Here is a 24910-nt window from a genome sequence, read left to right as displayed (position 1 = left end):
GCGCTCAGGCAGCGGAGGCAGATGAAACCGCGGGCGAGTTCGAGCAGGCGCTGGTGGAGGTTGGTGCGTCATCACGCACCAACTCGTGAAGAGCCTCGGTCAGGCGGATGAGTGGTTTGAGGTGGCTTCCTTCCATACTCGTGCCACGTCTTCGGACCGTTCAGCCCACGCGGCGGGGCGGTCGGGGGCGGTGAGAGGTGCGGCGAGGATGTCCTCGTCAATGGCAAAGGCATCGACGAGGAGAGAGAGGTGCGGGGAAAGTCGCTCGCATGTCTCGGCCTGCTCCTCGTCCAAACGGGCGTACATACTTTCCGTGAGCCGGCCCTCGCTGAGGAACAGAGCCGCGTGCGTGGAGATGTATTCGAGAGCGAAGAGCCGGGCGATCAGGCGTAGCGCTTCCCGAGGATCGCCCGCCGGTGCCGCGTTCACAGCGGCGAGCAACGACTCGTATGCCAGGCGATGCGCGTACGCGTCGGTCAGCCGCATAGCGAAAGGCACGCACCGGTTCCAGCGGTCGAAGGTCGTCCCGGAGCCGAGTGGGCTTCGCATGACGGCCGAAGCACGCTCGTAGTAGTCCGCTTCTCTGGCTTCGAAGAACGCCAGATAGGCATCACCATCGTCACCTGGCTCCGTTTCGGGCACAGCGGGACGAGAGGGGAAGTAGTCCTTGCTGCCGAGCAATTGACGGCCTGCGGACAGCTGCATGACCTGAATGTCGCCCTCGGCTGTGAGGCTGCCCTCGCACAACCCCAGGTAGTCCGCGATGCGGTTGGCGGAGAACATGGCGTGTGCCCCACAGCGCGCACGCGCCTCGCGCAGCACTCGATGCGCTGCGGGAACCAGGTAGCTCTTGGCAACAATTCCTGCGAGCTGCGTCTCCGGGGCGCTGAGGTCCGCCTTGTGGACGAGGGTGCTCTTGAATGTGTTGGTGAAGAAACTGCATGCGTAGGTAGTGGCCAACGCCCCGAAAAGGGAACGCTGCAGGTTCCGGAACTCCAGCATCGGTCTGCGATGGCCGTGAAACGCCTGAATTTCCCGGGACTGCGCATAGCGAGCGAACAGGAGGACGGCCGCGCGTGCACTGGCAACAGCGGCGGAGGACAGGGCAACCCGGCCGAACGTGAACTGTGAAGCCGTCTTGCGAAAAGCATCTCGTGGACCGTGTCCATGGAGGTAACGGAACACGCCCGCTTCGTCAATTTCCGCTATACCAGCCGCAAGCCACCCGGAGAATGGAACGGAGACTCCGCAGAAATCAGTGACCGCATTGTCCATGGGGAAGAAAGGCTTGTCCGGCATGGGCATGATGGTCACGCCTTCGGCGGGTTTCCCGTCACGATCACGCAGGCGCGTGACAAAGGGAAATACGCCGTGCTGCACACCGTCTACCATGAGGCGCGCCGCGACAACCGTCACACGCGGGATGGGAGCACCGACATTCGGCATGAACTTCCGGGCTTCAGGGCGCGGGGTGTCGAGCCGGAAGGAACGAGTCGTGTGCTCATAGGTGGCTGTGGTCTCCAAGAAAGCCACATTTGAGCCGCACCCGAATTCGTTGATCAGCAGTACCCCAACGGCCTGGGCTGTGTCCAAGTCCTCCAACAGCGAGTGGAGTTCCGGAGATCGCTGGCCGAGATCCAGCAGCAAGCCCGTGGTGAGGTTGTAGTGACCGCTGATGAGCGGAAGCAGGTCGGGGGCGTGGGTGCTGGCCCACTCATAGAAAGCTAGCAGGAGGCCAGGATCACGGACCACGTCACTGGACTTACCCAGCCGGAACGCGGCATGCTTCAGCATCCCGTAGGCATTTATCGCTCTCGCGGGCAAAGACAGGCCATCCGCCATCTTGAACTCCGGATCGGCGAAAATCAGCTGAACCGGCATGTAATGGCGTTCAAAGCGACCATCGTAGATGATGTCGGTCAAATCGTTGACCATCGGATTACATCCTCCTTCTGTGTGGGCCGGCCTCGCATGCGCCCATGAGCGCACGAATTTTTGCCTGTCACCGGCCCATCAGCAGAACCGCGTTGTGCCCGCCAAAACCGAAGGAGTTACTCATGGCAAGGTCGATGGCTGCCGGTCTGGTTTCGGCCGCGATGTCGATCTCAATGGCGGGGTCCTGCGGATCCAAGTTCGCCGTGGCGGGAATGAGTTGGTGACGTAGGCTCATAGCGGTATAGGCCGCCTCGATGGCGCCGGCTGCCCCAAGCGGGTGCCCTATGAGGCTCTTGGTGGAGGTCGTAATCGCCTTTGGGAAATAATCCGCGATATATCGGGACTCCACCGCATCGCTGAGCTTCGTGCCACTACCGTGCGCATTGACATGCTGCACCTCGCTCGGCGATATGCCCGCCTGGGTGCACGCCTGTTCGGCCGCCGCGCGGGCACCAAGAGCTTCTGGATGCGGGGAGGTGACGTGGTAGCCGTCAGCCGAATTGCCGTACCCGAGGACACGGGCCCAGACGGGCGCCCGCCGGGCTTCGGCATCCTCGACACGCTCCAGCACCAAGATGCCTGCACCCTCCGCCATGACGAAACCGTCCCGTTCAGCGCTGAAAGGACGCGAGGCGCCGGTGGGGTCATCGTTGCGTCGGGACAGTGTTCCCATACGCGCGAATCCCGAGACGTACAGCGGGGTGATGGCCGCTTCGGCACCCCCGGCAATCACAATGTCACACTGGTCGCGAAGTAGTAGCTCGCAAGCCACCCCGATCGCCGTGCTCCCCGACGCACACGCGGTCGAGACCAACAAATTCGGGCCGGTGGCGTTGCAATGGATGGAGAGAACGCCTGCGACCATGTTCACCAGGCTCATCGGGAGGAACATCGCAGAAACCGCATCGGGGCCGCTGTCATGGAACTTGTCGTTCTGTACAGCGGACGTCTGCGCTCCCCCGACGCAACTCCCGATCACGACCCCGACGCGCGGCGCGTCCCAGCCTTCCACGTCGTGGCCCGCATCGGCAATCGCCTCACGGGCCGCGATGAGAGCGAACTGTGAGACAGGATCCAGCTGCCAGGACAAGCGGCTTCCGAGGAGCTTGTCCGCGTCGAAGTCCGGGACACGGCAGGAGAACTGCACAGGGACATCGTGCAACCGCGGGTCAGGGGCCGCTGTTGAAACGCCCTTGATGAGCCGGGCCCAGTTGGTCTCCACTCCAACACCAGCAGGAGTGACCAGGCCGATACCCGTGACCGCTACCGGTCTCACTCCGCCCGCCCCATCTGCCGGTCGAGACCCTGAGCAATCTCGCTCAGAGTGCCCTCACGAAAGCTGCTGTCATCGCCGGCGAACCCACAAACTTCCTTGAGTACATCAGCGACTTCGAGTGCCGCGAGCGAATCGAGTTGCAGATCCTTCAGAGTGACGTCGGGGGACACATCCGCCTCGTCGACGCCGAACTTCTCAATCAGGACCTTGGCGATTACGTCGTACGTGGTTTCCACAGTCAATCCCGTCCCTATCGGAGTCCGCAAGGCAGCTCAGTTGTGAGTGCCTCCCCCGCCCCGACAACGAGGGGAGACACCAACGGAGTTCACGAACGGCTCGTACCCGGCTGCCGTGCCGCAGTCCTGGCGCTGCAATCCAGCCACCCGCGCGCCTACGTCTGGCCGCACTTCAGGTGCGGGGCGTCGATCGACCCCGATCTGACCGGCTACCGGGACGGCGCGTACCACGTCATGGACGACGACACGCTGAATCTCGGGTGCAACGGGCGCCTCAAGAAAGTGGCCACCGGCTGGGGTCAGTTCAACGTCGTCTTCTCCCCCGGCACCCTGGGCGGCGCAGCACCCCCCGACCTGCCGGCCCGCGACAAGCAGGGCGTCCTGTGGCTGTACAAGGGCACGGGCGATCTGCGGGCACCCTTCGGTCCCGCGTGAGGGTGAGTCCGGGCTGGAACCAGTTGAACAAGCTGGTTGCCACGGGTGACGGCGACAGCGACGGCCACAGCGACCTGCTCGCCCGCGACCCCAAGGGCAACCTCTGGCTGCACAAGGGGACGGGCAAAGCGGCCGCGCCCTTCAAGCCCCGAGTCAAGATCGGCACCGGCTTCAATCAGTACCGCGACCTCTTCTAACACCCCCTACAGGGTCCTGACACAGGCCCCTGCATGGGCGCAGCACACCAGCCTTGTCCCGGCGCCCTCGACGGCCACCCGGCACGGAAGGCCACGCTGGAAGCGGTCGATGAGCACGGGAACCCAACTGGCTTCCGCGTCGGGGCCCTCCCGGCACTCGACCGGGCCGGTTGGTGCAGCAATTGCATGACGGTGGCCGGTGAAGGTGGTGTGGGCCCCTCTTCTTGCCGGTGGTGGTGACGAGCTTGGCGGCGATGTCGCGCAAGCTCAGTCCCTGGTCCCGGTAGTGCGGAGCCATCGGCCGCATGTCGGCGACGCTGGCGCCGCCGATGGTCTTGCCGCGTTTGCGGGCGGATTCGTGGCCTTCGAGGATTCGGTGGCGGAGGTACTTGCGTTCCGTGCGGGACAGCGCGGCGAGCACGGTGAACACGACGGTCACCACTGGGTGATGAGCGGCGTGTCCGGTTCGTGCTGCCGCCAGGCTTCGGTGAGGCGGACAAGGCGGGTGGGGGCGGCGATGCCGCGCACGGTTGCGATCCTACCGTTGGTGACGTCGAACGTCACGGCGCCGATGACCTGGTCTCCGACCAAGAAGAGGATGGCAGGGGCGCCGTTGACGAGCGCGTAGTGGACGGCGGGCGTGCCGCCGGCAAGTCGCCGTTTCGCGGGTGCGGGTTTGAAGCCGGCTCGTGCGACGGCGGCGATGCGCTGCGCAGTGTCGAACTGCAGCAGCCTCTTGGTCAGGCCGGCGCCGTCGGAGATCGCGGTCGCGTCGTCGGTGAGCAGCGCCACCAGCCGTTCGGTGCGGCCCGAGGAGGCAGCGGCGAGGAATTCCTCGACGATCCTGCGGGCGAATACCCGGTCGACTTCGCCGCCGCGGCGGCGCGCGGCGGTGATGCGTCCCCTGGCCCGGTGGAGGTGCTGCTGGCTTGCGGATTCGGTGATGTCGAGGATCTCGGCGATCTCGGCGTGGCCGTGGGAGAACGCTTCGCGCAGGACGTACACGGCCCGCTCGATGGGTGACAGGCGCTCCATGAGGGTCAGCACGGCCAGGGAGACCGATTCACGCTGCACGAACGTGTCGGCCGGGCCGAGCATCGGGTCGCCGTCGAGGAGCGGTTCGGGCAGCCAGGCGCCGACGGTGCGTTCGCGGCGGGCCTGTGCCGAGCGGAGACGGTCGAGGCACAGGTTGGTGACGACCTTGGTCAGCCACGCTTCCGGCACCTTGATCCGCTGCCGGTCGGCGGCCTGCCAGTGCAGGAACGCGTCCTGCACGGCGTCCTCGGCGTCGGTGGCGGAGCCCAGCAGCCGGTACGCCAGCGAGGCGAGCCGGTTCCGGCTGGCCTCGAACCGACTGGTGTCGAAGCGATCAATGGCGGTGCTGTCCACGCGGGTCACCCTAGGTAGACTCCGGTTGGCTACGCGAACGCCTTCTCGGCGGACGCATCCGACGGGACGGCCAGGCGGCGCTTGCGCTTGGGCAGGCCGAAGGTCGGGTGCGAGGTGGTCCACAGCGACATCTTGAGGATGCCCGACTTGATCCGCGCGGCCTTCCGGCCGCCCACATGCTTCGGCTTCGCCTGCCCTTCGTCGTCGACCATCTGCAGGATCCCGTCCCGCCGCCCGAGGCTGATGTGGTTGCCCAGGTACTCCAGTTTGGTGTTCGGGATTTTACGGCCGGTTAGGTGTCCCACCATCGCGGCCGTGGCCTGCATGCCGGTGTAGCCGGCCGAAGCGCAGGACATCGGCAGCGGCCCGCCGTTGTCGCCGATGGCGTAGGCGCTGTCGCCGACGGCGTAGACGTTCGGGTGCGAGACCGACCGCATGGTGCGATCGACGACGATCCGACCGTTCTCGGTGACCTTCAGCCCGCCGGCGGTGGCGATGGGGCTGACCGCGAACCCGGCCGTCCACACGGTCGCGTCGGACGCCAGGGCGATTCCGTCGGTGCACAGTACTCGCGCCGCTTCGACGGCTTCGACCTCGGTGTGCTCCAGGACTGTGATGCCCAGCCGGTCGCAGGCCTGGCGCAGGTGGCTGCGGGCACCGGCGGAGAGCCGGGCGCCCAGCTTGCCGCGGGCGATCAGCGCCACCGACAGGCGGGGCCGGGATTCGGCGATCTCGGTGGCGGTCTCGATGCCGGTCAACCCGTCGCCGACGACCAGCACACTCCCGCCTTCGCCCCGCTTGCCCAGGCCGTCCAGACGCTCGCGCAGGCGCAGCGCCGAGGGCCTGGCGGCGACGTCGAAGGCGTGCTCAGCCGCGCCGGTGACGGCGCCGCAGTCGCCGTGGCTGCCGAGCGCGTAGAGAAGCGTGTCGTATCCGAGTTCGCCGCCGCCGTCGGCGTCGGCCACGTGGACGACCTGGCGCTCGGGGTCGACAGCGGTAACAAGGCCCAGGCGCAGCCGTATCCCCGTGCCCCCGAAGACGCCGGCGAGCTGTGGAGCCTCGATGTCCTGGCCGGCCGCGAGCTGGTGCAGCCGCAGCCGCTGGACGAAGTCCGGCTCGGCGTTGACCACGATGATCTCGGTATCCGCCGGGGACAGCCGGCGGGCCAGCATCCCGGCCACGTAAGCCCCGGCATAGCCGGCGCCGAGGACGACGATGCGATGCCTCATGTGATGCTCCTGTCGGTTCGTTTGCTCCTGGTGACTTGAGCGGAACAGCGCCCCGACTCCTGACAGCAACCGCATGTGGCATGGGTCACAGAGGGGCAGGAGCGTCGCCCAACGATGCTCGCGACGCCGAGGCGGCACAGAAGCAGACCGAGCTGAACGAGGTTGATCTGATGCCGATCACCGTCGAGCCGCGGTGGCTACTTTGCACGGTGGGGCATGGACAGGAGTCCGGGGCACAGACGCCCACGAGTTCGTGGAAACTGAAGGTTCTTCAGCGCGAACCCGAGGGTGCGGTGCCCGGATTCCGGGGGATGGCCCCGTCGGTTCGGGGTCAACTCGCGGGGTGATGGAGACCTTTGAATCTCCTCACCCTGTGCTGAGGATGGCCCCGGAGTTGCTCGCCTTGATTCCTCAGGCGTGCAAGTGCTGATCTGCGGGTGGATGCCGAACTTGAGGGTTGGCTCTTGGTCAGGTGGCTGGATGGGTACGAGGGCTGGGACGGGGCGGTCTGGAGTGGGTGGGGCCTCTCCCCTGGCCGGGAATAGGTGGTGTGGGAGCGGGCTCAGGGTTCGATGGCGAGGTGTTCGATGAGGTCGTCGCGCAGCGTGAACCGATAGCGGAGATCGATGGTGCCGCCGGGGAAGTTGCCTTCGAGGTGGTGTGTGGCGATGTAGTGGGCCGTGTCGGTCTGCTGGGCGTTCGTGAGGTGGATGGTGTAGGTGAATTCGGTGGCGGATCGGTCCAGCCACTGCTCGATCGCGGCGCTGCCCTGGTAGGTGTTGCCGTCGTCGATCACTGTGGCGTCGTCGGTGAACGTCGTGACCGCGGTGGCGGTGTCGTGGGCGCGGTGCGCTGTGAGGTAGCGGGTGATCACCTCGGGCAGGTCGTCCGGGGTGATGGTCCGGGGCTGGTTGTCGTGCATGAGTCGAGGGGCGGCCCGGGCAAGCGAACACGGGCTGGCAATCAGCCCACCACACTCACCCAAACCACCCCTGAACAGGTAAAACGTCAAAGTCCTGCTGGAGTGAGCAGGCCGGCCGTCACTTGGCCAGGAACTCGAGCAGTGCCTTGTTCACGTCGTGCGCATGGGTCCACAGCAGCCCGTGCGGCGCACCGTCGATCTCCACGTAGTCGGCCGAAGGAAGAGCCTTGTGGAAGAGTCGTGCCGTGGCTTCGACCGGCAGGATCCGGTCGCCCGTGCCGTGCAGGATGAGCGCCGGCACGTCGATCTTGGGAATGTCCTGGCGGAAGTCGGTGCCCCAGGTGAGCGGTGCGGCCGCGGCAGCGTGGGCGCCACCGCCGGCCGCGACGTTCCAGCTGTTGCGGACCGCCTCCTCGCTGATACGTGTGCCCAGGTTTTCGTCCAGGTTGTAGAAGTCCTGGTAGAAGGAGGTGTAGTAGGCGTACCGGTCGGCCTTCACCGCTTCGGAGACACCCTGGAAGAACTCCGCCGGCGCCGCCCCCTGCGGGTTGTCCTCACTCTTGATCAGGCAGGGCTCCAGGGAACCGAGGAAGGCGACCTTGGCGATGCGCGAGGAGCCGTACGTGCCCAGGTAACGCGCGGCCTCGCCGGTCCCCATGGAGAAGCCGACGAGGACGGCGTCGCGCAGGTCCAGCGTCTCCAGCACGGTGTTGAGGTCGGCGGCGAAAGTGTCGTAGTCGTACCCGGTGGTGGGCTGGCTCGACTGGCCGAAGCCGCGGCGGTCGTAGGTGATCACCCGGTAACCAGCCCCCAGCAATGCGGCCGACTGCTTCTCCCACGAGTGCCCGTCGAGCGGGAAGCCATGGATGAGGACCACCGGCTGCCCGGTCCCGTGGTCCTCGTAGTACAGCTCGATGTCGGCGGTGTTCTCCTGGCCCACGGTGATGAACGGCATGCTGACCTCATTTCGGACGTGGCGAACTGAACTTGAGTTACGCAAGCCCGTACCGCCATCGGTGTCGCGCCGTCGGCCCGGGGCAAGTCGGGGAAACAGCTTCGTCGCCGTGACGCTCGGCCTTACGCGTACAGACTGACAAGAAGACGCTGACCCCCGCATCTGTACAATGACTCAACTTCGGCGCTTCCCATACGATCTGCTACATCGCCGTCTCTCCGACCAAATGTGCTTCCCCTTGGGAAACGTTGGTTCGCGTGGCGGCCTTCCGGTGATGCTTGCGGTCAAATGACTGAGCAGCTGACATCAGGACTGGACTCCGGTTGCCGGGAATGCGAGCCTGGCTCAACGACCCGATGCTTCGGACCGCATGAGACTCCGTCTGTGAGTTACCGAGGCGAGTGGTTGCTGACCATGGTCTTCGCACCACCAGCTGCCAGATACGTGTGAAACACTCAGGCGAGGTTCTCACGTTTTGGCTCCGTAGGAAGGACACCATGCAGATAGGTTTCGCGCTTCCACAGTTCCACCGTCAGGCCTTCGACATCGCCCGGACAGCGGAGTTCGCCACCGCCGTCGAGGAAGCCGGAGCCGCCAGCCTGTGGGTGGGCGACCGCAACCTCGCGGCGGTGAACCCCCTCGTCGGCTACGGCGGCCAGGGCACCACCATCCCGGAGGAACTCAATCCCGCCGCGGACCCGTTCGTGCTGCTGGGCGTCGCAGCGGCCGCGACCCGGCGCGTGCTGCTCGGCAGCCATGTCCTCATCGCCCCGCTCTATCCGCCGGTGCAGCTGGCGCGATCGCTGACGACCATCGATCTGATCAGCGGCGGCCGACTGCTGCCCGGTTTCGGCATCGGCTGGTCCCCCGAGGAATACCAGGCGGCCGGGCTTGACTTCAGCCGCCGCGGCGCCCGCATGGACGAGCTGCTCGACGCTCTCGAAGTGCTGTGGACCAGGGACCCTGCACAGTACGAGGGAAACCAACTGTCCGTCCCGCTGCACCACTCACCGCTGAAGCCGGCCAGGAGACCACGGCCTCCGTTCTACCTGGGCGCGCTGTCCGAGCGTGCGCTCGGCCGGGTGGCCCGGCGCGGTGACGGCTGGCTTCCGCTGTGCGTCGTGCCCAGCTATGCCGACATCGAAGGCCTTCTCGCCCAGCGTTCCCTGATCGACCGGATGGCCCGGGAAGCCGGCCGCGATCCGGAGGCGATCGACACGGTACTCCGCGTGAACATCGACGCGGGCACCGCGACCGCCCAGGTCGCCGACACCATCAAGCGGGTGCACGAGCGCACGGGCATCGACCACTTCATGGTCGACTCGATGTACGACGTGGAGACCGTCGACGGATCGATCACCCATGCCCGCGACGTACTCGGCCTCGTGGCCAAGGGGTGAGCACCTCCCGCACTGCGTCCGTACTCCGTCGACGACGCGCACTCCACGCGTGCAGCCCCTGAGCAGACGGTAAATGTCATCGGCGTCCGAGGGCGCGGCGTCATGGATGGAGGGCCGTCCGCGTCGGCTGCGCACCGGCGGGACGGCCTGGCTGTCGTCCGCGTCGAGGCGGCACGGCTCCCTGTCGTTCGCCGCGACCCGCATCGAGGCCGCTGCTCCAAGCCCAGGCGCATCCACATCGACACCCGCGTACGACTCGGCCGCCGACGGTGAACCGTCGGCATCGCCGCGGCTGTTCACATGTTGGACTGCGACCTGTAAGAACAGCGGCCTCGTGCCGGGCACTGCGGACATATACCGTGACAGTGACACATGTATGCTGAATTGAAGAAGCACGATTACGTATCTCAGCAATACGTAGCATGACCAGAACAGCACCAGAGCGAGCAGGGGCGCATGATGACGAATCCGTTCGAGGACCGGGACGCCGAGTACGTCGTACTGGTCAATGCGGAGCAGCAGTACTCGCTGTGGCCGGTCTTTGTCGATGTTCCAGCTGGGTGGGAGATCGCTTTCGGGAAGGCCTCCCGTCACGAGTGTCTGGAATACGTCGAACGCACGTGGACCGATATGCGGCCCAGGAGCCTGGCTGAAGCCATGGACACCATCTGATTGGTGGCCTGAGCCTCCCCTGACATCGGCGGACGGAGACGAGGCGCGGTATCCGCGGGTGGCATTCGTGCCACCCGAATGGTCGCGTACCGCCGACGACGTGGTCGGCGCCGCCGGACACGTGTGGGCGCTGCGGACGACTTTCGCGACTCACGCCCTTGCCCACGGGTGGCCGTCCGTCAACTCGGATACCGCCATTGCGTGCTCCACGATCCGCAGCTTTCGTCCGCGGCGGCCTCGGGATCCATCACGTGCCCTCGGTCGGTTCGCACGCGATATCGGCCTCCCCCAGCGAAAAGACCCAGGTGAAGTCAATGGCCGAGTACGCAGGCGATGAATGGCAGCTGATGGCCGGTCAGCTCGGGGTGTGGAACGCCCAACGCCTCGATCCGCGCAGCGCCGCATACAACATCGCGGAGTATGTGGAGCTCCGGGGCAGGCTGGACGTCGGCCTGTTCGTGTCCGCGCTGTGCAGGCTGATCGATGAGGCCGATCTGGCGCGCGTACGGTTCGAGATCGCCGAGGACGGTTCGGTCCGTCAGCGGTTCACCCGGAATCCGGGGTGGCGTCCTGACGTCGTGGACGTGAGCGGGGAGGCTGATCCGCGTGCGGCCGCGGAGGCGTGGATGCGCAAGGACCTGGGCCGTCCTGTCGATCTTCTGGAAGGACCGCTCTTCACGCAGGCGCTCTTCAAGGCAGCCGAGAACCGGTACTTCTGGTATCAGCGTGTGCACCATGTGATCGGGGACGGTTACAGCGGGTCGCTGATGGTGGCGCGTTGTGCGCAGATATACACGGCTCTGGTGCGAGGGGCTTCTGTCGAGGAAGGTGCCTTCCAGTCATCGGTGCTGCTGATGAAAAGCGACGCGGCGTACCGCGCATCGCGGGAGTTCGAAGCGGACCGGGAGTTCTGGCGTGGTGTGTTCGCGGATCTTCCCGAGATCCCGGCCCGTGCCGCTGACGCGGGGCCCGGCTCGACACGTGGTTCGGTCCGGGTGTCGGATGTGATCGAGCCCGCGGTCGCGGGGGCTCTCAGGACTTCGGCGCGGCGTATGCGGACCGGCTTCTCCGCTGTGCTCGTCGCTGCCGCGGCGGTGAGCGTCGCCAGCCTCACGGGCACGGAGGAGGTGGTTCTGGGCATTCCGGTTCTCGGCCGCAGAGGGAGTCTGGAGCTGGGCATTCCGGGCATGATGTCCAACATCCTGCCCGTCCGGATCCGTGTACGGCCAGGACAGTCGGTGACGGAATTCGTTCGCCATGTCGCGCAGACACTGCGCGCTGCTCTCCGGCATGACCGTTACCGCTACGAGGACATCCTCCGAGATCTCCGTCTCGTCGGGCAAGGGCTGTTCTCCGCTGTGGTCAACGTGATGCTCTTCGACTACGACGTCCGTTTCGACGACGTCACGGTCGAGATGCACGGCCTGTCGGCAGGTGGCTTCCACGATCTGTCGATAACCGTTCAGCAGAGCCGGCCGGACCATCCGGTCACCGTCGCGGTGGACACCCGTGCCACCGCGTCCGGTGAGGACAGGGGAGGGCGTCTGGCCGGACACTTCCGGCACGCGCTGGCGTGGCTGGCCGAGGCGGAACCCGATGACATCGTCGGGAAGTGGGAGGTGGTCGGTGCGGCCGAGCGGCAGCGGCTGCTGGTGCAGGGGGAAGGCACTGCCGTCGACCTGGCCGACGCCACCCTGCCGGAGCTGTTCGAGCGTCGCGCCGCGAAGCAGCCCGACGCCTGTGCGTTGATCTTCGACGGGGAACAGCTGACGTATGCCCAGTTGAACGGGCGGGCGAATCGGCTGGCTCAGCTTCTGGCTGCCCAGGGTGCGGGTCCGGAGGACCGTGTCGCCATAGTGATGGAACGGTCGGTGGAGCTGGTCGTCGCTCTGCTCGCCGTTCTGAAGACCGGTGCGGCCTACGTGCCCATCGACCCGGGGTACCCGGCTGACCGCGTGGGACAGCTCGTGGAGGATGCGGCGCCCGCTCTGGCGGTGGCGTCGAGCGGGACAGCCGGGGTCGTGCCGGACGACCTCGCCTGTGTGGTGGTCGATGATCCGGTCACCGTGGCAGGCGCGGAGTGTTTCGGCGACGGTGATCTGACGGATGATGACCGCAGTGCGCGCTTGATGCCGGCGCATCCGGCCTACGTGATGTACACGTCGGGATCGACGGGCAGGCCGAAGGGTGTGGCGATAGCGCATGCCGGTGTGGTGAACCGTCTCGCGTGGATGCAGCACGAGTACGGGCTTGGTGCGAGTGACCGGGTTCTGCAGAAGACGCCGTTCGGTTTCGACGTGTCGGTGTGGGAGTTCTTCTGGCCACTGGTCGAAGGGGCCGCTTTGGTGGTGGCGGCGCCCGGCGGACACCGTGATCCGGACTACCTCGCTGATCTGATGGGGCGTGAGCGGGTCACCGTCGCGCACTTCGTGCCGTCGATGCTGAGCGCTTTCATCACCGCGGCTGAGACCTCGGGGTGTTCCGTGCCGTCGTTGCGGGCCGTCGTCAGCAGCGGTGAGGCGCTGTCGGCGGAGCTTCGGGACCGTTTCCTGTCTCGCTTCGGTGTCCCTCTGCACAATCTGTACGGTCCGACGGAGGCGTCCATCGATGTGACGGCCTGGACCTGTCAGCCGGACGACGCCGGTGCCGTGGGTGTGGTTCCGATCGGTCGTCCGGTGTGGAACACGTGGGTCTATGTACTGGACCGACGGCTGCAGCCGGTACCCGAGGGAGCGGCCGGGGAGCTGTACCTGGCGGGTGTTCAGCTGGCACGTGGTTATCACGGGAGGCCGGGGCTGACCGCGGAGCGGTTCGTGGCCGACCCGTACGGCGCTCCGGGTGAGCGGATGTACCGCACCGGAGACGTGGTGCGGTGGAACAGCGACGGCCAGCTGGAGTATCTGGGACGCACGGACGACCAGGTGAAGATCCGCGGCTTCCGGATCGAACCCGGCGAGATCGAGGCGGCACTGCTCACGCACCCGGACGTGGCCCAGGCGGCAGCCGTCGTCCGCGAGGACGGGCCCGGCGGCAAGCGCCTCGTCGCCTACTTCGTGCCGACGCGTGAGGCCGGCACCCCGGATGCCGGCAGGGTCCGTGCTGACCTGACCGCGATGCTGCCCGCGTACATGGTTCCGTCCGCGGTCGTGGTACTCGACGCCATGCCGGTGACGGTCAACGGCAAGCTCGACCGCAAGGCCCTGCCCGCGCCGCAACTCCCCCTCACCGGCTCAGGTCGTGAACCGGCCGACGAACGGGAGGCGCGCCTGTGCGCCCTGTTCGCCGAAGTCCTCGAAGTCCCCGCGGTCGCCCCCGACGACAACTTCTTCGAACTCGGCGGACACTCCCTCCTCGCGGTGGCACTGGTCGAGCGTGCACGTGAACACGGGATCGCCATCGATGTGCGGACCCTTTTCACCGCTGCGACGGTGGCAGATGTGGCCACCTCCGCGCTGGAGAGAGACGGGCTGCGCGAGGTGCCCGCGGGGCCGGGTGTTCCCACGGGGACGACGCGGATCACGCCCGAGATGGTGCCCCTGGCCGGTCTGACCCGCGAGGAGATCGAGCGGGTCTGTGCCGCGGTACCGGGTGGTGCCGCGAACATCGCTGACATCTACCCTCTGGCCCCCTTGCAACAGGGCGTCTTCTTCCATTCCGTACTCAAGGGCGCGGAGGGGCCTGACCCGTATGTCCTGCCCGCGCTGCTGATCGCGGACGACCGGGCTCGGCTCGATGCGTTTCTGGCCGCGGTGCAGCGGATCATCGACCGTCATGACGTCCTGCGGACCGCCTTTGTCCGGGAGGGGATCCAAGAGCCGGTCCAGGTCGTGACGCGGGCCGCCGTGCTGCCGGTCGAGGAGGTGATCGTGCCGGACACGGTGGTGCGGGAAGCGGCCGTGGTGGAGTGGCTGCAGCAGGCGTGTCCAGCACGCATGGATCTGTCCGAGGCTCCGCTGGTGCGTGCTCACGTGGCGCGGCAGCCGGGGCAGGAGCGCTGGTGGCTGCTGCTGCAGGTCCACCACCTGATCCAGGATCACACCGCGCTGGAAGTTCTCCTCGGTGAGATCGCCGCTGTCCTGGAGGGGCGCGAGGAGGTGTTGCCCCAGCCGCTGCCGTTCCGCGACTTCGTGGCGCGGGCGCGACTGGGAGTGCCGCTCACGGAGCATGAGCGCTTCTTCGCCGCGTTGGTGGGTGACGTGTCGGAGCCGACGGCGCCGTTCGGTGTGCTGGATGTGCACGGTGACGGGCGGCGTGTGTCGGAGGCCCGTATGCCGCTGGACGATGGAGTGGCGCGACGGGTGCGGGAGCAGGCCAGGCGCCTTGGGACGAGCCCCGCGGTGTTGTTCCATGTGGCGTGGGCCCGTGTGGTCGCGGCGACGTCGGGGCGGGACGACGTGGTGTTCGGTACGGTCCTGTTCGGCCGTATGGACGCCGGTGCCGGAGCCGATCGAGTACCAGGGCTGTTCATCAACACGCTTCCGGCGCGCGCCGACATCGCCGGGGTGAGTGTGCTGGAAGCGGTGGAGGGCATGCGGCGGCAGCTGGCGGACCTGCTGCCGCACGAGCATGCCCCGCTGGCCCTCGCACAGCAGGCCAGTGGTGTTCCGGCGCAGACGCCCCTGTTCACTTCGCTGCTCAACTACCGGCACACCAGCGGCGAAGGCACGGCGGTCTCCCTGCGCGGGGTCGAGTTCCGCCATGCGCAGGAGCGCACGAACTATCCGGTGAGTGTCAACGTGGACGACACCGGGAGCGGCTTCACGCTGGTGAGCCAGACCACCGTGCCGGTCGGCCCCAGGGCTGTGGCCGCGCTGCTGGCCAATGCGGTGGACGGCCTGACCGCGGCGCTTCAGACCGCGCCGGCCACCCCGCTCCGCGATGTCAGCACACTCGACGCGGCTCAGCGTGAGCACATCCTGCACACACTCAACGACAACCGGCAGGACGTCCCCGCGGCGACCCTTGCCGAGTTGATCGAGGCTCAGGCGGCCAGAACGCCGACCGCACCCGCTGTGGTGTCCGGGGACCTCCGCCTGACGTACGCGGAGCTGAACGCGCGGGCCAATCGGCTGGCCCGGCTTCTGGTCGGTGCGGGTGTGGGCCCGCAAGACCGCGTCGCCGTGCTGCTGGACCGGTCGGTGGAGCTGGTCGTCGCCCTGCTCGCCGTCTTGAAGACCGGTGCCGCCTACGTTCCCGTCGATCCGGCATACCCCGCCGACCGTCTGAGCTACGTCCTCGAGGATTGCGCACCCGCTCTGGTGCTCGCCTCCACCGGTACGGCCGCGGCCCTGCCCGGTGACGCCGCCCGGGTCCTGGTCGACGACCAGGCGATCGCCGCTCCTCTGGCGTCCTGCGGCGATGGTGACCTGACCACCCGTGACCGGGGTGGCCGGCTGCTGCCCGCCCATCCGGCGTATGTGATCTACACATCGGGGTCGACCGGACGTCCCAAGGGCGTGGTGGTCAGTCATGGGGCTGTGACCCGTTACCTCGCTTGGGCGCAGCACGCCTATCCGGGTCTGACGGGTTCGACGGTGCTGCATTCCTCGCCGGCGTTCGATCTGACCGTGACCGCCTTGTTCGGGACGCTGACCAGTGGAGGCTCGCTGCACGTCGGGGACGTCCAGGAGGAACCTCCTGCCGGACGGACACTGAGCTTCCTGAAGGCGACACCAAGTCATCTGGCCTCGATGTCCGGTGGCAGCGACGCCTGCCTTCCGGTGGGTGAACTGGTGCTCGGCGGTGAAGGGCTGACGGGCGGGCATCTGCAGTGGTTGCGTGCGACGCGTCCGGATGTGACGGTCGTCAACGAGTACGGTCCGACCGAAGCCGCTGTCGGCTGCGTGGCCTACAGGGTCCGTGCGGGCGATGTGGACGGTGCGGGAGCGGTGCCGATCGGTCGACCCGTCTGGGACATGCGGGTGTACGTGCTGGATCACGGCCTGTCACCGGTACCGCTGGGGGCGGCGGGCGAGCTGTATCTCGCCGGCGCGCAACTGGCGCAGGGCTACCTGAACCGGCCGGGGCTGACCGCGGAGCGGTTCGTGGCCTGCCCGTACGGCGCTCCGGGCGAGCGGATGTACTGCACCGGAGACGTGGTGCGGTGGAACAGCGACGGCCAGCTGGAGTATCTGGGACGCACGGACGACCAGGTGAAGATCCGCGGCTTCCGGATCGAGCCCGGCGAGGTCGAGGCGGCACTGCTCACGCACCCGGACGTGGCCCAGGCGGCAGCCGTCGTCCGCGAGGACCACAGCGGTGAACGACGGATCATCGGCTACGTCACAGCGGCGGACGGCTCGGACGGTCTCCGTCATGCCGACGTGCGGGCCCATGTCGCCCGGAGACTGCCCGGGTACATGGTGCCCGCCGCCGTGGTGGTCCTGGACGCGATGCCCATGACGGCCAACGGAAAGCTCGACCGACGGGCCTTGCCCGAGCCCGACTTCGACGCACTGACATCACAGGACGAGCCCCGCAGCGCACAGGAGGAGTTCCTGTGCGCGGCCTTCGCCGACCTGTTGGGCCTGGCCCGGGTCGGCATCCACGATTCCTTCTTCGACCTGGGAGGCCACTCCCTGCTGGCGACCCGCCTTGCCAGCCGTATCCGGGCCGTGACAGGGACGGAGCTGCCCCTGGCTGACATCTTCGCGCACCCCACCGCGGCGGCCCTGGCCGGCCGTCTGACCGGCCTTCTCACCCGGCAGCGCGCCCCGCTGTCGCGCCGCCCGCGCCCCGTACGTGCGCCCCTGTCACCAGCCCAGCGCAGGCTCTGGTTCCTCGGGCAGCTGGAAGGGCCCAGCGCCACGTACAACGTTTCGGCGGCGATACGGCTCGAGGGGCCCCTGGACGTACCGGCTCTCCGGGCCGCACTCCACGACGTGGTGGAACGTCACGAGATCTTGCGGACCGTCATCGAGGCGACCGGTGGTGAACCCCGGCAGCGTCTGCTGCCGGCAGGCGCCGGCGGCTCCGTACTGACGGTGGAGGCCGGGCCCTTCGGCGACGCGGAAGTGACCGCACGGATCGAGAAGGCGACGCACCACCGGTTCGACCTGTCGGCCGAGGGCCCGTTGCGCGTCACCCTCCTCGGCGTGCGGGACGACGTCTGGGTCCTCGTCCTGAACGTGCACCACATGGCCAGTGACGGCTGGTCGATGGCGGTCCTGGCGCAGGATGTCTCGGTGGCCTACACCGCCCGCGTTCATGGCGGGGAGCCGGCCTGGGAGGATCTGCCGGTGCAGTACACGGACTACGCCTTGTGGCAGCCCGAACTGCTCGGTGAGCCCGACGATCCTGCCAGCCTGCGGTCGCGGCAACTGGTCTATTGGCGCGAGGTGCTGAAGAACAGTCCACGAGAGACGACGCTGCCGTCGCGGCGTTCACGCCGCGCCACCGCCAGCCACCGGGGCGGCAACGTCGACATTCGCGTTCCCGCCGCGGTGCACCGGCGCGTGGCACAGCTCGCCCGGTCCCGGGACGTCACCCCCTTCATGATCCTCCAAGCGGCACTGGCCGTTCTGCTGTCACGCCTGGGCGCCGGCAGCGACGTCCCCATCGGCACCGCGGTGGCCGGACGCATGGACGAACAGCTCGACTCCCTCATCGGCCCCTTCATCAACACCCTGGTGCTCAGGCACGATCTGAGTGGGCAGCCCTCGTTCCTCGATCTGCTCGAACGCACGCGAGGCGTGGTGCTGGGCGCTCTCGCCAACCAGGACCTGCCGTTCGAGGACCTTGTGGAGGACCTGGCCCCCGAGCGCTCCACCGCCGTACATCCCCTGTTCCAGGTGATGCTTCTGCTACAGAACCACGGCGAAGCCGTCGTCGACCTTCCCGCGGTCACGGCTCGCCTCCTGCCGACCGGACACACCCCGGCCAAGCTCGATCTGACATTCGAGCTGCGTGAAGCGGCCGCCGGCAACGGGGATCCCGGAGACCTCGTCGGTACCCTGACCTATGCCACGGACCTCTTCACGGAAGCCTCCGCGCGGACCGTCGTCAGACGATTCGTACGCGTCCTCGATCAGCTGACCGCCGAGCCCCGCTCGCCTATCGGCGAGACCGACCTGCTGGAGGCGGCGGAGCGGCCACGGATTCCAAGCCCACGTCCCGACGACGCACCCGAGCCCGGCACCACGCTGGCCGGGCTGATCGAGCGGCAGGCGGCCAGGACCCCCGACGCGGTCGCCGTGGTGCACGACGGACAGGAACTGACCTACGGTGAACTCAACGACCGGGCCAATCGCCTGGCGCGGCTGGTGATCGACCAGGGTGCCGGTCCCGGAGATCTCGTAGGCATCGCTCTCGAGCGGTCCGAGCATCTGGTCACCGCGGCCCTCGCGGTGATGAAGGCCGGCGCGGCCTACCTTCCCCTGGACCCCGGCTATCCGGCCGACCGCATCGCGTACACGCTGAACGACGCGCACGCCACCCTCGTGATCACCCACTCCGCCACGGCCGTCTCGCTGCCCCGTTCCGGCGGCCTGCGCCGCATCGACCTGGACGACGCGACGACGACGGAGTTCTGCGGCAAGGCCGAGGCGAGCGACGTCACCGACGCCGAGCGTACGGCCGCACTCACTCCCGGACACCCCGCCTACGCGATCTACACGTCCGGCTCCACGGGCAGGCCGAAGGGAGTGCTTGTCACCCACACGAACGTGACCGGCCTGCTGCGCTCCACACGGACCCTCTTCCGGTTCACCAGCGACGACGTGTGGGCCTGGTTCCACTCCTTCGCTTTCGACTTCTCGGTGTGGGAGATCTGGGGGGCCCTGGTCCATGGCGGCCGACTCGTCGTCGTTCCGTTCGACACCTCCCGCTCCCCCCGGGACTTCCTGCGCCTCCTCGCCCGCGAACGAGTCACCGTCCTCAACCAGACACCCAGCGCGTTCTACCAGCTGGATCTGGCAGACGCCCAGGAACCGCGGACCAGCGGCGAACTCGCTCTGCGTCTGCTGATCTTCGGAGGAGAGGCACTCGACACGTCACGGCTCGGACAGTGGTACGGCCGCCACGCCGAGGATGCCCCGCGACTGGTGAACATGTACGGCATCACCGAGACAACGGTGCACGTCAGTCACCTCTCCCTCAGCGCGTTCACCGCCGGCCAGGCCAGCCACGGCAGCCCGATCGGACGCCCCGTTCCCGGTATGCGCGCCTATGTTCTGGACGCCGGGATGCGGCCGTGTCCAGCCGGTGTCGCGGGTGAGCTGTATGTGGGAGGTCGTGGTGTGGCGCTGGGATATGTGGGCCGGCCCGGGCTCACGGCCGAGCGCTTCGTGGCGGACCCGTTCGGGCGTCCGGGTGATCGGATGTACCGGACAGGCGATCTCGCGCGGTGGAACGACGAGGGCGAGCTGGAGTATCTGGGGCGGACCGACGACCAGGTCAAGATCCGCGGTTTTCGGATAGAACTCGGTGAACTCGAGGCAGCGTTGGCCTCACACCCCGGCGTGGCGCAGTCGGCGGCCGTGGTGTGGGAGGAACCCTCGAAGGACCGCAGGCTCGTGGCCTACGCGGTGGTGGACCCCGCCGCCGGTGTGGACGGCGAGAGTCTGCGCAGGCATCTCGCGCACCTGCTGCCCTCGTACATGGTGCCGCTGGTGATGGTGGTCGAGGCGCTGCCGCTGACGGTGAACGGCAAGCTCGACCGCAAGGCCCTCCCTGCCCCGGATCTCGCCGACCTCGGCGCAGGGCACCAACCGCGCGACGCGAGGGAGGAGTTGCTGTGCGAGGTGTTCGCCGACGTGCTCGGCCTTCCGCACATCGGCATCCACGACTCCTTCTTCGAAGTGGGCGGGCACTCGCTGGCCGCGGTCACTTTGATCGAGAGACTTCGGGAACGAGGCATCGCCGTCGACGTCCGAAGCCTGTTCGTGTCCCCGACTGTGGCGGGCCTCGCCGCGGCGAGCACCGTACTGGCCGAGACGGAGGATCTTGCTTCTGCGCGTGCCGTGGGCACGGCTGAGCCGGGCACGTTCGTGCTGGCGGACCTGACGGCGGCCGAGTCCACGACGGTGGCGCGGCAGGTTCCCGGTGGTGCGGAGAACGTCGCGGACGCGTATCCGCTGGCACCCCTGCAGGAGGGAATGTTCTTCCACTCTCTGATGGCCGCGGACGACGGCAGAGACGTGTATGTGCTGCCGACCGTGCTGGCCTTCGCCACACGTGAACAGCGGTCGGGCTTCATCGCCGCGTTGCAGCGCGTGGTGGACCGGCATGACGTGCTGCGCACGGCGATGGTGTGGGAAGGCCTGCGAGAGCCCCTGCAGGTGGTACTCCGCGAGGCCGCGGTGCCGGTACGTGAGGTGACCCTGCCCGGCGGCTGTGCGGACGTCGTCGACGGGCTTCTGGCCGCCGCGGGATCCCGTCTGGATCTCGGCCAGGCGCCACTGCTGCGTGTGACGGTGACCCGTGAGCCGGTGGAAGGCCGCTGGCCGGCCCTGGTACAGGTGCACCACCTGATCCAGGATCACACGGGTCTCGAGGTACTGATGGGCGAGATCGCGGCGTTCATGGACGGCAGGGAAGACCGGCTTCTGGCTCCTGTCCCGTTCCGCGAGTTCGTGACACGGGCGCGGCTGCAGACGTCCCGCGAGGAGCACGAGAGGTTCTTCCGTGGGCTTCTGGCCGATGTCACCGAGCCGACAGCTCCGTTCGGCCTGGTCGATGTCCGAGGTGACGGTTCCACCGTCCGGGAGGCGTCACAGGCCCTGGATCCGGCCCTGGCCGGGCGGGTGCGGGAGACCGCACGCACGCTGGGTGTCAGCCCGGCCGTCCTGTTCCATGTGGCCTGGGCCCGGGTAGTCGCGGCGACATCGGCCCGGGACGACGTCGTGTTCGGCACGCTGCTGTTCGGGCGGACGCAGGGAGGGATAGGAGCGGATCGGGTCCCCGGCCTGTTCATCAACACACTGCCGGTCAGGATGGACACCGGCACGGACAGCGTGACCGGGGCCCTTACGACCATGCGGCGCCGTCTGGCCGACATCGTCGTGCACGAGCACGCCCCGCTGGCGGTGGCCCAGCAGGCCAGCGGTCTGCCACCGCAGAGCCCGCTCTTCACCTCGCTGTTCAACTACCGGTACACCGGTCAGTCCGTCGGGCACGCGGCGCTGGACGGTGTGGAGGTGCTGTTCTCACAGGAGCGGAACAACTACCCACTCACCGTGTCCGTCGACGACCTCACCACCGGATTCTCCGTCACCGTCCACGTGGTGGAGCCTGTCGACGCCGACATGGTCGCCACCCTGCTCGTGGACGCCGTCGGCGGACTGATCACCGCCCTGAAGAACACCCCCGATCTGCCGCTGCACCGGCTGCCGGTGCTCGGCGACGCCGACCGCCGGCGGATCCTCGCCGCCGGCACGGGCCCGGACCACACCGCCTCGCCCTCCAACTCGGCGGCCACCATGGCCGAGCTGTTCGAGCAGCGAACGGCTCTCACGCCCGACGCACCGGCCGTGGTCCACCAGGGCACGCAGTGGACCTACCGGGACCTGAACGCGCGCGCCAACCGGCTGGCCCGGCTGCTCGTCCGGCACGGGGTCGGGCCGGAGAGTCCGGTCGCGATCGCCCTGGACGGCTCGCCGCTGCTGGTCGCCGCTTTGCTGGCCGTCGTGAAAGCCGGGGGAGCCTACCTGCCGCTCGACCCGTCCTACCCCGCCCACCGCATCACGCACATGGCCGAGGACGCCCGCCCCGTTCTTCTGCTGACCACCCGAGCCCTGCGCACCGGCCTGCCGGAACTGGACGTTCCCATGCTCGACCTCGACGATCCGGATCTGCTGCGCCACGAACCCGACACCGAGCTGACCGACCACGACCGCACCGCACCGCTCCGGCCCGATCATCCCGCCTGCATCTTCTACACCTCCGGCTCCACCGGCCGGCCCAAGGGCACCGTCATCCCCCACAGGGCGGTGGTGAGGCTGGTGAGGGACGCCGACCGCGTCGCGGTCGAACCGGGTGACACGGTCGCTCAACTCGCCTCCGTCTCCTTTGACGCCGCGACGTTCGAGATCTGGGGAGCGCTGCTCAACGGAGCCCGGCTGGCCCTGCCCTCGACCTCGCAGATGGGATCGGTGGAACTCAAGCACTTCCTCTCTCGTCATCACGTCACCGTCTGCTGGCTCACGGCAGGTCTCTTCCACGAAATGGTGGACGCCGACCCGGAGATCTTCCTCGGCGTACGCCACCTGCTGGCCGGGGGCGATGTCCTCTCGCCCTCCCACTGCCACGCCCTTCTGAGGCGCCTGCCTGCCCTGAAGCTCACCAACGGCTACGGGCCCACGGAGAACACCACGTTCTCGACGACGCACGCGGTGCGCGTCGAGGACACGGAGCACACCGCGGGCATCCCCGTCGGCAGGCCTGTCCCGGGCACCCGGACCTACGTGCTCGACCGGCATCTGAACCTGTGCCCGCCGGGTGTGAAGGGCGAACTGTACGTGGCGGGTTCAGGGCTGGCGCGCGCCTACCTGAACCGTCCCGGGCTGACGGCGGAAAAGTTCATCGCCGACCCCTACAGCCGGGACGGCGGCAGAATGTACCGCACGGGCGATGTGGTGCGCTGGGGTCACCACGGACAACTGGAGTTCCTGGGACGCACGGACCGGCAGGTCAAAATTCGCGGGTTCCGGGTGGAACCCGAAGAGGTGGAGAGTTCCCTGGCCTCCCTGGCCCCTGTGCAACAGGCCGTCGTCGCCGTACAGGAGGACAGCGCCGGAAGCCGTGTCCTCATCGCGTACGTGGTCCCCGTGCCGGGACCGGATATCCGCGAGGAGGTCATACGCAAGGAGCTGGCCGGCGTTCTCCCGGCCTACATGCTGCCCGCCCGAATCCTCATCCTCGATGAGATGCCGCTCACGGCCAACGGAAAGGTCGACCGGAACGCGCTCCCGTCCGCCGACTTCAAGGACTTGACGCCGTCGGGTGAGCCGCGGAACCCGCGTGAGGAAATCCTCTGTCAGTTGTTCGCCGAGGTACTCGACATCCCCCGGCCAGGTATTCACGACTCCTTCTTCGAACTGGGTGGTCATTCGCTGCTCGTGGCCCGGCTTCTCACGGTGATCCGGGACAGGATGCATGTCGACGTGCCCTTCCGTGCCCTCTTCGCCGCCCCGACCGTCGCGGAACTCGCCCCCCGGCTGGGGCCGTCGACGCAATGGGAAGCCTTCCGTACGGTCTTCCCCATCCGCACCACGGGCACGGACAACCCACTGTTCTGCGTGCACCCCCTCGCCGGACTCAGCTGGGCCTACGCGCCTCTCGCACGCCATGTCCCCGCCTCGGTCCCGATCTACGGGCTGCAGGCCCGCGGCTTCTACGACTCCAGCCCTCTTCCCGGCTCTCTACGGGACATGGCGACCCAGTACGTACAGGAGATGCGGGCCATCCAGCCGTCCGGGCCTTATCGCCTTCTGGGCTGGTCCCTCGGAGGGGTCATAGCCCAGGAGATCGCGGTCCAGCTCCAGGAAGCGGGTGAGCGTATCGACTTCCTTGTTCTGCTGGATTCGTTTCCCTCCCTTGAAGTGGAACGGCGGAACCAGAGAGCGGAACGGGACGGGTCGATGGACACCGTCGAACCTGGGCCGGGAGAGAATCCGGCAGGAAACGGATTCAGACTCGAAAACCTGGACGCCTACATCCGGGCCAATCCAGTGCAATTGACCGACGAAGAGTTCGCCATCGCGAGAAAAATCATCCTGAACAACGGTCAACTGTATCTGACGCACGTTCCCCGACGGTACGAGGGAGACGCCTTCCTCGTACTGGCCACCGCTGACAAACCCTCACATGTCGACCCTGCGGAGGAGTGGGCGTCGGCCATCACCGGGCGCATCGAAGAACTCAGGGTGGCATGTGGGCATCACGACGTCGTACTTCCAGAACACCTGGAAAAGATCTGGGAGGCCGTCGACAGGTGGGCTCGCGCCGGCAAGCCGCGATGACGGGCAGGAGCTGCCGGCGTTCGTGATACCGGCCGCCGCAGGAGTAGGAGCCCGCGTTGTTTACGAGGATGTCGACGGCGCCGTCCACGGTGGCCGCGCGGGCGACCTCGGCGGCCCCCCGGTCGGTGCCCAGGTCCCAGCACCGTGGTCGAGGGTCGCCACAGAAAGATACGTATGTTCTGCACGACCGCACACCTCCGTGCAGAGGCCTTGCGATAATGGCCTGCATGGCTTACGACGATCTCCGCCCACCGCTCAGCGTGCTGGTGTGCGCGAACAAACTCACACATGTCAAGATTCGAGTCC

The 24910-nt window shown here is 67.5% G+C and carries 12 protein-coding genes; 5 read left to right on the top strand and 7 right to left on the bottom strand.

What is annotated here, in order from left to right; translation table 11 throughout:
• Positions 1 to 99: 99 nt before the first annotated feature.
• From A6P39_RS43215 to A6P39_RS43205, 3 genes are all read right to left on the bottom strand, one after another.
• On the bottom strand, positions 100 to 1935 hold the full coding sequence (locus A6P39_RS43215; RefSeq protein ID WP_275884026.1) for an acyl-CoA dehydrogenase: 1836 nt from the start codon (positions 1933 to 1935) through the stop codon (positions 100 to 102).
• A 67-nt stretch (positions 1936 to 2002) separates the two neighbouring features.
• Positions 2003 to 3157 carry a beta-ketoacyl-[acyl-carrier-protein] synthase family protein gene (locus A6P39_RS43210; RefSeq protein ID WP_275884025.1) on the bottom strand — a complete coding sequence of 385 codons (1155 nt, stop codon included), beginning with the start codon at positions 3155 to 3157 and terminating at the stop codon, positions 2003 to 2005.
• Positions 3158 to 3207: 50 nt separating this feature from the next.
• The gene (locus A6P39_RS43205; protein ID WP_275884024.1) at positions 3208 to 3447 is read right to left on the bottom strand and encodes an acyl carrier protein; all 240 of its coding nucleotides are present in this window, start codon (positions 3445 to 3447) and stop codon (positions 3208 to 3210) included.
• Positions 3448 to 3489: 42 nt separating this feature from the next.
• Between A6P39_RS43205 and A6P39_RS43200 the strand changes: the two genes are divergently transcribed.
• Both A6P39_RS43200 and A6P39_RS43195 read left to right on the top strand, forming a co-directional pair.
• Positions 3490 to 3882, top strand: a complete 393-nt coding sequence (locus tag A6P39_RS43200; protein WP_275884023.1) for a hypothetical protein — start codon at positions 3490 to 3492, stop codon at positions 3880 to 3882.
• Entirely contained in the window at positions 3879 to 4079 is a 201-nt protein-coding gene (locus A6P39_RS43195) for a hypothetical protein (RefSeq protein WP_275884022.1), read from the top strand. The genes A6P39_RS43200 and A6P39_RS43195 overlap by 4 nt, the downstream gene beginning before the upstream one ends.
• 435 nt (positions 4080 to 4514) lie before the next feature.
• Here the strand turns inward: A6P39_RS43195 and A6P39_RS43190 are convergent, their stop codons facing one another.
• The 4 genes from A6P39_RS43190 to A6P39_RS43175 all read right to left on the bottom strand — a co-directional run bounded on the left by A6P39_RS43190 (position 4515) and on the right by A6P39_RS43175 (position 8574).
• Positions 4515 to 5468, bottom strand: a complete 954-nt coding sequence (locus tag A6P39_RS43190; protein ID WP_275884021.1) for a sigma-70 family RNA polymerase sigma factor — start codon at positions 5466 to 5468, stop codon at positions 4515 to 4517.
• A gap of 29 nt (positions 5469 to 5497) precedes the next feature.
• Entirely contained in the window at positions 5498 to 6697 is a 1200-nt protein-coding gene (locus A6P39_RS43185; protein WP_275884020.1) for an NAD(P)/FAD-dependent oxidoreductase, read from the bottom strand.
• 562 nt (positions 6698 to 7259) lie between these two features.
• Positions 7260 to 7619, bottom strand: coding sequence for a nuclear transport factor 2 family protein (locus A6P39_RS43180; protein ID WP_275884019.1), 360 nt, complete (start codon positions 7617 to 7619; stop codon positions 7260 to 7262).
• A gap of 118 nt (positions 7620 to 7737) precedes the next feature.
• On the bottom strand, positions 7738 to 8574 hold the full coding sequence (locus A6P39_RS43175) for an alpha/beta fold hydrolase (RefSeq protein ID WP_275884018.1): 837 nt from the start codon (positions 8572 to 8574) through the stop codon (positions 7738 to 7740).
• Between the two features lie 497 nt (positions 8575 to 9071).
• Here A6P39_RS43175 and A6P39_RS43170 point away from each other — a divergent pair, with 497 nt between their 5' ends.
• The 3 genes from A6P39_RS43170 to A6P39_RS43160 all read left to right on the top strand — a co-directional run bounded on the left by A6P39_RS43170 (position 9072) and on the right by A6P39_RS43160 (position 24604).
• Complete coding sequence (locus A6P39_RS43170; RefSeq protein ID WP_275884017.1) at positions 9072 to 9974, top strand: TIGR03619 family F420-dependent LLM class oxidoreductase; 903 nt, start codon at positions 9072 to 9074, stop codon at positions 9972 to 9974.
• Positions 9975 to 10433: 459 nt separating this feature from the next.
• Positions 10434 to 10646, top strand: a complete 213-nt coding sequence (locus tag A6P39_RS43165; RefSeq protein WP_275884405.1) for an MbtH family protein — start codon at positions 10434 to 10436, stop codon at positions 10644 to 10646.
• 314 nt (positions 10647 to 10960) lie between these two features.
• Positions 10961 to 24604, top strand: coding sequence for a non-ribosomal peptide synthetase (locus A6P39_RS43160; protein ID WP_275884016.1), 13644 nt, complete (start codon positions 10961 to 10963; stop codon positions 24602 to 24604).
• Positions 24605 to 24910: the final 306 nt, after the last annotated feature.

Source organism: Streptomyces sp. FXJ1.172 (genome assembly GCF_001636945.3).
Taxonomy (GTDB): domain Bacteria; phylum Actinomycetota; class Actinomycetes; order Streptomycetales; family Streptomycetaceae; genus Streptomyces.
The sequence above is the reverse complement of the archived record's forward strand: the minus strand, read 5'-3'. Positions and strand labels throughout refer to the sequence as shown.

Coding starts and splice junctions, on each gene's coding strand:
- A6P39_RS43160 (WP_275884016.1), top strand. CDS start 10,961: ATGGCCGAGTACGCAGGCGATGAATGGCAGCTGATGGCCGGTCAGCTC.
- A6P39_RS43170 (WP_275884017.1), top strand. CDS start 9,072: ATGCAGATAGGTTTCGCGCTTCCACAGTTCCACCGTCAGGCCTTCGAC.
- A6P39_RS43175 (WP_275884018.1), bottom strand. CDS start 8,574: ATGCCGTTCATCACCGTGGGCCAGGAGAACACCGCCGACATCGAGCTG.
- A6P39_RS43180 (WP_275884019.1), bottom strand. CDS start 7,619: ATGCACGACAACCAGCCCCGGACCATCACCCCGGACGACCTGCCCGAG.
- A6P39_RS43185 (WP_275884020.1), bottom strand. CDS start 6,697: ATGAGGCATCGCATCGTCGTCCTCGGCGCCGGCTATGCCGGGGCTTAC.
- A6P39_RS43165 (WP_275884405.1), top strand. CDS start 10,434: ATGACGAATCCGTTCGAGGACCGGGACGCCGAGTACGTCGTACTGGTC.
- A6P39_RS43215 (WP_275884026.1), bottom strand. CDS start 1,935: ATGGTCAACGATTTGACCGACATCATCTACGATGGTCGCTTTGAACGC.